The organism is Mycolicibacter senuensis (assembly GCF_003284925.1).
Lineage (GTDB): Bacteria > Actinomycetota > Actinomycetes > Mycobacteriales > Mycobacteriaceae > Mycobacterium > Mycobacterium algericum_A.
In genome coordinates this window covers 1-10,407 of the sequence record NZ_QMEX01000123.1, presented here as the reverse complement: position 1 = coordinate 10,407, position 10,407 = coordinate 1, and the positions used below count along the sequence as shown (strand labels likewise).

11 protein-coding genes are annotated in these 10,407 nt (G+C 68.0%); 6 read left to right on the top strand and 5 right to left on the bottom strand.

From position 1 onward, the window contains the following. On the bottom strand, positions 1 to 149 hold a 149-nt coding region (locus tag DQP56_RS19415; protein WP_165825083.1), incomplete at its 3' end, for a helix-turn-helix domain-containing protein. A gap of 56 nt (positions 150 to 205) precedes the next feature. Between DQP56_RS19415 and leuC the strand changes: the two genes are divergently transcribed. From leuC to DQP56_RS19400, 3 genes are all read left to right on the top strand, one after another. Next, on the top strand, positions 206 to 1,624 hold the full coding sequence (gene leuC / locus DQP56_RS19410; protein WP_435673886.1) for a 3-isopropylmalate dehydratase large subunit: 1,419 nt from the start codon (positions 206 to 208) through the stop codon (positions 1,622 to 1,624). A 28-nt stretch (positions 1,625 to 1,652) separates the two neighbouring features. Then, entirely contained in the window at positions 1,653 to 2,249 is a 597-nt protein-coding gene (gene leuD / locus DQP56_RS19405) for a 3-isopropylmalate dehydratase small subunit (RefSeq protein ID WP_112688220.1), read from the top strand. Positions 2,250 to 2,437: 188 nt separating this feature from the next. After that, positions 2,438 to 3,127 carry an HU family DNA-binding protein gene (locus DQP56_RS19400; RefSeq protein ID WP_112688217.1) on the top strand — a complete coding sequence of 230 codons (690 nt, stop codon included), beginning with the start codon at positions 2,438 to 2,440 and terminating at the stop codon, positions 3,125 to 3,127. Positions 3,128 to 3,175: 48 nt separating this feature from the next. Here DQP56_RS19400 and mutT1 read toward each other — a convergent pair whose 3' ends face one another. The 3 genes from mutT1 to cofC all read right to left on the bottom strand — a co-directional run bounded on the left by mutT1 (position 3,176) and on the right by cofC (position 7,041). After that, positions 3,176 to 4,108, bottom strand: coding sequence for an 8-oxo-(d)GTP phosphatase MutT1 (mutT1, locus tag DQP56_RS19395; RefSeq protein ID WP_112688224.1), 933 nt, complete (start codon positions 4,106 to 4,108; stop codon positions 3,176 to 3,178). Between the two features lie 67 nt (positions 4,109 to 4,175). Beyond that, positions 4,176 to 6,383, bottom strand: a complete 2,208-nt coding sequence (locus DQP56_RS19390; protein WP_112688215.1) for an RNA degradosome polyphosphate kinase — start codon at positions 6,381 to 6,383, stop codon at positions 4,176 to 4,178. After that, the gene (gene cofC / locus DQP56_RS19385) at positions 6,376 to 7,041 is read right to left on the bottom strand and encodes a 2-phospho-L-lactate guanylyltransferase (RefSeq protein ID WP_165825084.1); all 666 of its coding nucleotides are present in this window, start codon (positions 7,039 to 7,041) and stop codon (positions 6,376 to 6,378) included. The genes DQP56_RS19390 and cofC overlap by 8 nt, the downstream gene beginning before the upstream one ends. Before the next feature lie 131 nt (positions 7,042 to 7,172). Between cofC and DQP56_RS19380 the strand changes: the two genes are divergently transcribed. Together DQP56_RS19380 and DQP56_RS19375 are read left to right on the top strand one after the other, a co-directional pair. Beyond that, positions 7,173 to 8,201, top strand: coding sequence for an NAD(P)H-dependent glycerol-3-phosphate dehydrogenase (locus tag DQP56_RS19380; RefSeq protein WP_435673885.1), 1,029 nt, complete (start codon positions 7,173 to 7,175; stop codon positions 8,199 to 8,201). Between the two features lie 27 nt (positions 8,202 to 8,228). Next, positions 8,229 to 9,344 (top strand): D-alanine--D-alanine ligase family protein, encoded by a 1,116-nt coding sequence (locus DQP56_RS19375; RefSeq protein WP_112688211.1) that lies wholly within the window; start codon positions 8,229 to 8,231, stop codon positions 9,342 to 9,344. Positions 9,345 to 9,414: 70 nt separating this feature from the next. Here DQP56_RS19375 and DQP56_RS19370 read toward each other — a convergent pair whose 3' ends face one another. Beyond that, a complete protein-coding gene (locus DQP56_RS19370) occupies positions 9,415 to 9,960 on the bottom strand; it encodes a DUF3515 domain-containing protein (RefSeq protein WP_112688209.1) in 546 nt (181 codons plus the stop codon). Between the two features lie 83 nt (positions 9,961 to 10,043). Between DQP56_RS19370 and DQP56_RS19365 the strand changes: the two genes are divergently transcribed. Beyond that, the coding region (locus tag DQP56_RS19365; protein ID WP_234825737.1) for an AIR synthase related protein at positions 10,044 to 10,407 on the top strand (364 nt) is incomplete at its 3' end.

Genomic DNA, 10,407 nt, shown 5'->3' with positions numbered 1-10,407 from the left:
GCCTCCAGTCCGGCGGCCAGCCGGTGTGCCGTCGCGCGGGGCAACCCGGTCCGCTCACACAGTTCGGCCAGGCCACAGGGTGATTCGGCCACCGTGTGGAGCACGGCCAGGGCTTTGTCCAGAACGCCGATGCCGCTATGCTGTCCCATATACAGATACTAGCGTCTCATATCGTGAGACACCGCAGATTTGGGGAATGGCAGTGATGTCCAAGACGCAGCAGCCTCGCACCCTGGCCGAAAAGGTCTGGGCCGACCATGTCGTGGTCTCCGGAGGCGGGACCGAACCCGACTTGATCTACATCGACCTGCATCTCGTGCACGAGGTCACCAGTCCGCAGGCGTTCGAAGGCCTGCGCCTGGCAGGCCGTGGTGTCCGGCGCCCCGATCTGACCATCGCCACCGAGGACCACAACGTGCCGACGATCGACATCGACAAGCCGATCGCCGATCCCGTATCGCGCACCCAGGTCGAGACGCTGCGGCACAACTGCGCCGAGTTCGGCATCCGGTTGCACCCGATGGGCGACATCGAACAGGGAATCGTGCACATCATCGGACCGCAATTGGGTCTCACCCAGCCGGGCACGACCGTGGTCTGCGGCGACAGTCACACCTCCACCCACGGCGCATTCGGTGCGCTGGCGATGGGTATCGGCACCTCGGAGGTCGAGCACGTGCTGGCCACCCAGACGTTGCCGCTGCGGCCCTTCAAGACGATGGCCGTCAACGTCGAGGGTGAGCTGGCCGAAGGGGTGACGGCCAAGGACATCATCCTGGCGGTGATCGCCCAGATCGGCACCGGCGGTGGCCAGGGCTATGTCATCGAATACCGGGGCAGCGCCATCGAGGCGTTGTCGATGGAGGCCCGGATGACGATCTGCAATATGAGCATTGAGGCCGGTGCCCGAGCTGGCATGGTCGCTCCCGATGACACCACGTATGACTATCTGCGGGGCCGGCCGCACGCACCGGTCGGTGCGGACTGGGATGCCGCCGTCGCGCACTGGGACAGCCTGCGCACCGATCCGGGCGCGAAATTCGACGCCGAGGTGTTCCTGGATGCGGCCGCGCTGACCCCGTTCGTCACCTGGGGGACCAACCCCGGCCAGGGCGTGCCGCTGGGCGCGGCGGTGCCCGACCCGGAGACGATCAGCGACGAGGCTCAGCGACGGGCCGCGGAGAAGGCGTTGGCCTACATGGACCTTCGCCCGGGGACGCCGATGCGGGACATCGCGGTCGACACGGTATTCGTCGGGTCGTGCACCAACGGTCGCATCGAGGATCTGCGCGCGGTGGCCGACGTGCTGCGCGGCCGGCGGGTCGCCGACGGCGTGCGGATGCTCGTCGTGCCGGGATCGATGCGGGTGCGAAACCAGGCCGAAGCTGAAGGCCTCGCCGAGGTTTTCACCGCCGCGGGTGCGGAATGGCGCCAACCCGGGTGCTCGATGTGCCTGGGAATGAACCCCGACCAGCTTTCACCGGGCCAGCGGTGCGCGTCGACCTCCAACCGCAATTTCGAGGGCCGACAGGGCAAGGGCGGACGGACCCACCTGGTCTCTCCGGCCGTCGCCGCCGCCACCGCCGTGCGCGGGACGTTGTCGGCGCCCGCCGACTTGAACTGACCGCCACGGTATTTAAAGGAGTTTACTCATGGAAGCCTTTCACGCCCACACTGGAATCGGCGTCCCGCTGCGGCGGTCCAATGTCGACACCGACCAGATCATTCCCGCGGTCTATTTGAAGCGCATCACCCGGACAGGATTCGAGGACGGTCTGTTCGCCACCTGGCGCACCGATCCGTCGTTCATCTTGAATCTCAAGCCGTTCGACCAGGGTTCGGTGCTGGTGGCGGGGCCGGATTTCGGCACTGGATCATCGCGGGAACACGCGGTGTGGGCCCTACTCGACTACGGGTTCCGGGTGGTGATCTCTTCACGCTTCGCCGACATCTTCCGTGGCAATGCCGGCAAGGCGGGGTTGCTGGCGGCCCAGGTGGCCCAAGACGACGTGGAACTGCTCTGGAAACTCATCGAGGCCAGCCCGGGGCTGGAAATCACTGTCAATCTTCAAGATCGGAATATCACCGCCGGAACGGCGGTGGTGGCGTTCACTATTGACGACTACACCGCTTGGCGACTGTCCGAAGGGCTTGACGATATAGGCCTTACGCTGCGGAAACTGGACGAGATTGCCGCCTTCGAGGCGGACCGCCCAAGTTGGAAACCGCGCACCGTTCCGGCTTCCTGACGGCAGGTACCGGCGCCTAATTCCGGTCGATCGCGCGGTCAGGTCAGCACCCAAGGGCAGTAACCGGATTGCGGAATTCGCCGATAATCTCATCTGAAATTGCGCGTGGCTCTTGGATATCAGTGGTATCAGGGTTTACCGTGTGCTCTAGTCGGCTCAAGTAGGGCCACTGGTCTCGGAGGGATTGGATGAACAAAGCAGAGCTCATCGAGGTGCTCACAAAGGAATTGGACACCGACCGCCGGTCGGCGACCGACGCCGTCGAGCACTTCGTCAATGCCATTGTGCGCGCCGTCCACAAGGGCGAGAGCGTCACCATCACCGGGTTCGGCGTGTTCGAGCGTCGTCGGCGCGCCGCGCGCGTGGCCCGCAATCCCCGCACGGGAGAGACGGTCAAGGTAAAGCCGACTTCGGTCCCCGCATTCCGCCCGGGCGCGCAGTTCAAGGCGATTGTTTCTGGTGCGCAGCGTGTCCCGGCCGAGGGGCTCGCGGTCAAGCGTGGCGCCGGCGCCACCACCACGGCGAAGAAGGCGGCGAAGAAGTCGCCGGCCAAGAAGGCCACCAAGGCCGCGGCCAAGAAGACCGCGGCCAAGAAGGCCACCAAGGCTGCGGCCAAGAAGACCGCGGCCAAGAAGGCTCCGGCCAAGAAGACCGCAGCCAAGAAGGCCCCGGCCAAGAAGGCGACCGCCAAGAAGACCGCGGCCAAGAAGGCCCCGGCCAAGAAGGCGGCAACCAAGGCGCCGGCTAAGAAGGCGACCGCCAAGAAGACCGCGGCCAAGAAGGCTCCGGCCAAGAAAGTGACCGCCAAGAAGACCGCGGCCAAGAAGGCCCCGGCCCGCAAGGCGACCAAGGCCACAGCACGAAAAGGCCGTAAGTAACCTCGAATAGGCCGAGCGCCGCGGGTCAGTCCCGCGGCGCTCGGTTGTTCACACCAGCACTTGTTTCGCCAGCGGACTGCCCATGTGGTCCGCGGCGATCAGCCGCCCGCCCGCCAGCGACAGCACCCAGGTACTGCCCTTGCGGTTGCGCGACTTGTCGGGGCTCACGCCGTCGCGGGCACACCACCAGGCGATCAGGTCCGGAATCACCTTGCCCTGCGTACAGATAACCGGTGTGCCGCCCACTCGGGCGATCTCCAGCACCCTGCGGCGGGCTTTCTTCGGCGCAGTGGAGTAAGCCTCTTCGGTCAGCGTCGGCTCGTTGTGCACGACCACGCCCAGTTCGGCTGCCAGCGGTTCGACGGTCTGCTGACAGCGGACCCGGTCGGCCGCGTATACGTCGGTGGCGCCGAAGGCCAGCAACAGCTCAGTCAGCGCCTCGGCCTGCGCGCGGCCGTTCTTGTCCAACGGCCGCAGGGTGTCATCGCCGGAGAACCGGGACCGGCGCCCGGCGGTGCCGTGCCGCACGATCAACACCGTGCGGGTGTCGGCGGGAGCCTTGGCGAACCGCCGCAATATCTTCCGATCGTAGGGATAGTGCAGTTCCTTGAGTGCCGCGCCGACCGGTAGCCAGACCAGATCATCGACCTCGTGGTTGGGCACGAAATCACCGCCCAGCGCCCGCGCGCTCCAATAGCGCACCTTCTTGACACCCTGGCTGACCGGGTAGCTCACCGAGCCCAGCCGACGCCCGAGTTCGGCATGCTGGCCGGTCTCCTCGAGGATCTCCCGCACCGCTGTCACCGGTTCGGTCTCCCCGGGATCGACTTTGCCTTTGGGCAGTGACCAGTCGTCATAGCGGGGCCGGTGAATGAGCGCCACCTCGACGGTCTTACGCCGAGTGCGCCACAGCACCCCGCCTGCGGCGTGGAGGGTTCTGTCCGGCGGCACCGAGCCGTTCGACGAGGACTTTGTGGGCACTTTCACTCCTGCAGCTGGATTCGGGCGTCATCGATGAAGGTCGATCGCGGTTGCCGGCGGTCTCGGTTCAGGGATTGCGGTGTCGTTCCATCAGGGACACCTGATGGTCGCGCACCGTCGCACCGTCCTGCGGTGCCGCGGTCCACTGGCCGTCGGGCCCGAGTTCCCAGCAGCGGGTGGCCGGGTCCATCGCCGAATCGAACATGTCGCTCAGTTGCGCGCACAATCGCGGGTCTTTCACCTGCACCATCACCTCGACCCGCCGGTCCAGGTTGCGGTGCATCATGTCGGCGCTGCCGATCCAGAATTCGTTGATGGCACTGCATTCGATGACGCGCGAGTGCTCCAGGAAACGGCCCAGAATCGACCGAACGACGATGTTTTCGGAGAAGCCTTCAACACCCGGACGCAGTGCGCAGATCCCGCGCACCACCAACTGGACCTGCACACCGGCGCGCGAGGCGCGGTAGATCGCATCGATCACCTGCTCGTCGACCAAGGAGTTGAGCTTCAGTCGGATCCGGCCCTGGCCGCCTTCACGGTGCGCGGCGACCTCGCGTTCGATGCGTTCGATGATGCCGGCCCGTACGCCGTGCGGGGCCACCAATAGGTTGCGGTAGGTGTCCTTGCGCGAATAACCGGTCAGCGAGTTGAACAGGTCGGTGAGGTCGGCGCCGATGTCCGGGTCGGCGGTCAACAGCCCGATGTCCTCGTAAAGCCGTGCGGTCTTGCTGTTGTAGTTGCCGGTGCCGATATGGCAGTACCGCCGGATCGCCGAACCCTCACGGCGCACCACCAAGGAGACCTTGCAGTGCGTCTTCAGTCCGATCAGGCCGTACACCACGTGGACGCCGGCCTGTTCCAGCTTGCGGGCCCATTTGATGTTGGCCTGCTCGTCGAACCGGGCTTTGATCTCGACCAGCGCCACCACCTGTTTTCCGGCCTCGGCGGCGTCGATCAAGGCGGTGACGATCGGCGAATCACCCGAGGTGCGGTACAGCGTCTGTTTGATCGCCAGCACACCCGGGTCGGCGGCGGCTTGTTCGACGAACCGCTGGACGCTGGTGGCGAATGAGTCGTAGGGGTGGTGCACCAAGACATCACCCTCACGCAGCGTGGCGAAAATGCTTTTGGGAGTTTCCCGTTCGGCGAATGCCGGGTGGGTCGCCGGGACGAAGGTACGGTCCTTGAGGTCCGGACGGTCCTGCCGGTACACCTGCCACAACGACGACAGATCCAGCAGCCCGGGCACCTCGATGACATCGCCGGGATTCACGTCGAGCTCCCGCAGCAGCAGCTCCAGCATGTTCTCGGTCATGTCGTCGGCGACCTCGAGGCGCACCGGTGACCCGAATCGGCGTCGCGCCAACTCGCGTTCCAACGCCTGCAGCAGGTCCTCGTCGCGGTCCTCTTCGACTTCGAAATCGGCGTTGCGGGTGATGCGGAAGGCGTGATGCTCGACGATTTCCATGCCGGGGAACAGCACCGGCAGGAACGCCGCGATCAACTCTTCCATCGGCAGGAAACGGATCTCACCGCGGCCCTCGCCGCCCTTGGCGCCGGTGTCGAGTTCGACGAACCGGTCGACGTTGTCGGGAACCTTCACCCGGGCGAAATGGCTCCCGCCGTCCTCGGGGCGCTTGACCGTGACCGCCAGGTTCAGACTGAGGCCACTGACGAACGGGAACGGGTGCGCCGGATCGACCGCCAACGGCGTCAGCACCGGGAAGACCTGCTCTTGGAAGTACTCCGACAACTGCTCGCGTTCGTCCGGTTGCAGGTCGGCCCAGGTCACGATGTGGATGCCTTCGTCGGCGAGCGCCGGTCGCACCGACTCGAGGAACACCCGGGCGTGACGGGTGGCGATCTGCTGGGTCTGCTCGCCGATCCGGCGCAGTTGCTCGCGTGGTGTCAACCCGTCAGCCGAACGCACCGACAGCCCCATCTCGTCGCGGCGTTTGAGCCCTGCGACCCGGACCATGTAGAACTCGTCGAGGTTGGAGGCGAAGATCGCCAGGAACTTGGCCCGCTCCAGCAACGGCAGCGACGTGTCGGCCGCCAGTGCCAGCACCCGCGCGTTGAAGTCCAGCCAGCTCAGCTCCCGGTTCAGGTAGCGGTGCGCGGGCAGCTCGTCGCCGGGTTCGGCCGGCGGGACCGCGGTGGCGGCCGGCGGGGCGCTCGGCGTGGCGTCATTGGGGCGCCAGTCCGTTTCGTCGGTGCGCGGCTCGGTGCGTTGGCCGACCTCGGTTTCATCCACTACGAGATCATTACTCATCGCGGGTGGCACTGCCACCGGTCTTGGCTTGCGCTAGTGCGCGGGCCGTCGCCGGACCGACCCCCAGCCGCCGTGCCACCGCCAGGTCCTCGGGGGTGTCGATGTCGCAGCGCAAGCCCGGCCAGACTCCGGTCAGTTCCAATGCGCCGGATTGCCGATGCCGGCTCGACGAATCCCGGCCGAACCGCGGCTCCAGGGCGGTGCCGAACGCGAACAGTGCAGCGGTGCCCATGCCGTGCCGGTCGGCGACGAAGCTGCGCGGATGGGCGCGGGCTGCGGCGATCGCCTCGTCGAGCTCGTAGGACTGCAATGCCGGCAGATCGCCCTGCAAGGCAACGATATTGCGCACCGAGTCGGCCACCGCGCGTTCGGCAGCGGCCAGCGCGTTGTTCAGCGGGTCCCCGTGCCCGTCCGGCGTCGGATCCGCCAGCACCGCTGCGCCCAGCTCGGCCGCGGCCGCCGCCGCGGCCGCGTCGGGGGTGACCACGGTGATGTGCTGCACGCCCTGAACCGCCGACGCCGCGGTGATGGTGTCGACCAACATCGCCAGCACGACGGTCTCTCGCAGCGGTGCCGGAAACGCCGGCGCCAGCCTGGTCTTGGCCACGCTGAGCCGCTTGACGGCGATGATCAGGCCGATCCCGGATTCCTCGGCCATGGCGTTCACAACCGACATCCTGCCAGCGCCGGGTTCGACGACCGACGCATCGTCGTCGCGACAGCCGGCGGTGGACCGGTTGCCCGGCTGCGCCCCGCTAGGGTGAACCCCCTATAGGGAGGTGGTGTGAGGTGGTCGGGACCGAGGGCACTGTGGCAGTGATGGGAGCCGGGGCGTGGGGCACGGCACTGGCCAAGGTGCTCGCCGACGCGGGCAGCCAGGTCAGGCTGTGGGCGCGCCGCTCCGACATCGCCGCCCAGATCAACGAGACCCGCCGCAACCCGGACTATCTGCCGGGTTTCACCGTCCCGGATGCGGTCCGCGCCACGACCGACGCCGCCGAGGCGCTGGACGGCCTGACCACGGTGGTGCTCGCCGTGCCGGCGCAGACCATGCGGACCAACCTGGAGGCGTGGACGCCGCAGCTGACCGACGGTGCGACCCTGGTCAGCGTCGCCAAGGGCATCGAACTGGGCACCCTGATGCGGATGAGCCAGGTGGTCGCCGCGGTGACCGGGGTAGACCCCGGGCAGGTCGCGGTGGTGTCCGGCCCCAACCTGGCCGCCGAGATCGCCGCCGAGCAGCCGGCCGCGACGGTGGTCGCCTGCACCGACTCGGGGCGCGCTGTGGCGCTGCAGCGAATGCTCAACACCGGCTACTTTCGCCCGTACACCAATGCCGATGTGATCGGCACCGAGATCGGCGGCGCCTGCAAGAACGTCATCGCCCTGGCCTGCGGGATGGCCGCCGGGGTGGGGCTGGGCGAGAACACCGCCGCGGCGATCATCACCCGCGGGCTGGCCGAGATCATCCGGCTGGGTGTGGCGCTGGGCGCCAAAGGTGCCACGCTGGCCGGCCTGGCCGGGGTCGGCGACCTGGTGGCCACCTGCACGTCGCCGCGGTCACGCAACCGGTCGTTCGGCGAGCGGCTCGGCCAGGGCGAGGCCATGCCGCCGCTACCTGGGTCGGCGGGTCTGGCGGGCACCACCGACGGTCACGTCGTCGAAGGTGTGACGTCGTGCCAGTCGGTGCTGGCGCTGGCGTCGAGCTACGACGTGGAGATGCCGCTGACCGAGGCCGTTCACCGCGTCTGCCACACCGGTCTGTCGGTCAACGAGGCGGTGGCACTGCTGCTGGGACGACGCACCAAACCGGAGTGAGTCCGGCGTTGCCGTACCCTCTGGCGTGTGAATTCTCACGCACGCACCCGGGTGGCCGTCGTGTTCGGCGGCCGCAGCAGCGAGCACGCGATCTCCTGCGTGTCGGCGGGCAGCATCCTGCGCAACCTGGATCCGCAGCGTTTCGAGGTCATCGCCGTGGGGATCACGCCGGAGGGGTCGTGGGTGCTCACCAGCGGCGACCCGGACGCCTGGGCGATCAGCGGCCGGCAACTGCCCGCGGTGAGCAAGGCGTCCGGCGCCGAACTGACGCTGCCCGCTGATCCGCAGCGACGCGGCCAGTTGGTCGCGTTGGCCGGCGGGGCGCCCACCGAACTGCTGGCGTCGGTAGACGTGGTGTTCCCGGTGCTGCATGGCCCCTACGGCGAGGACGGCACCGTGCAGGGGCTGCTGGAGCTGGCCGGGGTGCCCTATGTCGGTGCCGGAGTGCTGGCCAGCGCCGCCGGGATGGACAAGGAGTTCACCAAGAAGCTGCTGGCGGCCGATGGGCTGCCGATCGGTCCGTACGCGGTGCTGCGGCCCCACCAGGCGACGCTGTCGATCGAGGACCGCGAGCGCCTGGGGCTGCCGTTGTTCGTCAAACCCGCGCGCAGCGGATCGTCGATCGGGGTCAGCCGGGTGAGTTCGTACGACGAGCTTTCCGCCGCCATCGCCGAGGCCCGCCGGCACGACCCGAAGGTCATCGTCGAGGCGGCCATCGTCGGCCGCGAGCTCGAGTGCGGGGTGCTCGAATTCCCCGATGGCACCGTGGCGGCCAGCACGGTGGGGGAGATCCGGGTGGTGCGCGGCTGCGCCGAGCGTGACGATTCCTTCTATGACTTCGCCACCAAGTACCTCGATGACGCCGCCGAACTCGATGTGCCCGCAAAGATCGACGACGAGGTCGCGGACACGGTGCGGCAGTTGGCGATTCGTGCTTTCGCCGCGCTGGATTGCCAGGGGCTGGCGCGGGTGGACTTCTTTCACACCGACGCCGGTCCGGTGATCAACGAGATCAACACCATGCCCGGGTTCACCACGATCTCGATGTACCCGCGGATGTGGGAGGCCAGCGGTGTCGACTACCCGACGCTGCTGGCGACGATGGTCGACACCGCGCAGGCCCGCGGCGTGGGCTTGCGGTAACGACTTCCGCCGCGAATGTGCGTGTCCCCGGCCGACACGCTGGGTGCTCAGCCGTTTTTGCGCACGTTGGCTAGCGCGGCGGACCCGGCCTGATCGGCACGGCCTCCAGCTTGTCGGCGATCAAATCGGATAACTCCTGGATCGGCGTCGGCCCCGAGCCCCGGGGCAGCGTCAGCGCCAGATAGACCGGCCGGTCCACGGCGTACCAGGTGGCGCGATCGCCTTCGCGCACTTCGAACCACTGCACCTGATCGACCACCTGGATGGGCGAACCCACCACGAAGTCGGCCGGTCGGTCCAGCCCGCATCGCAGCACCACCGACCCGTCGGCGCCGGCAGTCCACGCCGCCACACCTGCCGGCGCCGGGTCGGCGATCTCGGCTCGGTGGTAGTCGCCCAGCTGCTCGGGCAGCGCGTCGAGCACGGCACGGCAGGCCGCGCCGCCGGCATGCGGGGCCGGCACCGTGGCGAAGCGCAGCGGCTCGTCCGGTTGGCTTCCCGGCCGGTGCGCGGCCGCGACCGCCAACGCGGCAGCCACCGCGGCGACGGCGACCACCAACGCAGCGATCAGCGCAACACGCGGCGGCCCGTCGGCGTCCTCCCCGGGATCGATCACACCCGCCCACCTATCTGTTCGCACTTACACTCCAGGCTGTGCGCGGTAACGAGCCCACGCTGGGTCAGCTTGGAGAGTTTCCCATGATCGACCGGCTGGTGGCCGGTCGGCGTCAGCCCGGCAGCACCGAGCTGGGGCCCGGCGACGACGCGGCGGTGGTGCGCTGCCCCGACGGTCGCACCGTGATCTCCACCGACATGCTGGTGCAAGGCCGGCATTTCCGGCTCGATTGGTCGAGCCCGCACGACGTCGGCCGCAAGGCGATCGCACAGAACGCCGCCGACATCGAGGCGATGGGCGCGCGGCCCACCGCGTTCGTCGTCGGCTTCGGCGCCCCGGCCGATACCGCGGCCGCCGATGCCGCGGCGCTGGCCGACGGGATGTGGGACGAAGCGGGGAGATTGGGTGCCGGGGTGGTCGGCGGTGACCTGGTGCAGGCCGACTCCT

Bases quoted from the DNA above. Each gene is read 5' to 3' on its own strand.
- DQP56_RS19390 (WP_112688215.1), bottom strand. From the start codon at position 6,383: ATGAGTAATGATCTCGTAGTGGATGAAACCGAGGTCGGCCAACGCACC.
- leuC (WP_435673886.1), top strand. From the start codon at position 206: ATGTCCAAGACGCAGCAGCCTCGCACCCTGGCCGAAAAGGTCTGGGCC.
- cofC (WP_165825084.1), bottom strand. From the start codon at position 7,041: ATGGCCGAGGAATCCGGGATCGGCCTGATCATCGCCGTCAAGCGGCTC.
- DQP56_RS19400 (WP_112688217.1), top strand. From the start codon at position 2,438: ATGAACAAAGCAGAGCTCATCGAGGTGCTCACAAAGGAATTGGACACC.
- leuD (WP_112688220.1), top strand. From the start codon at position 1,653: ATGGAAGCCTTTCACGCCCACACTGGAATCGGCGTCCCGCTGCGGCGG.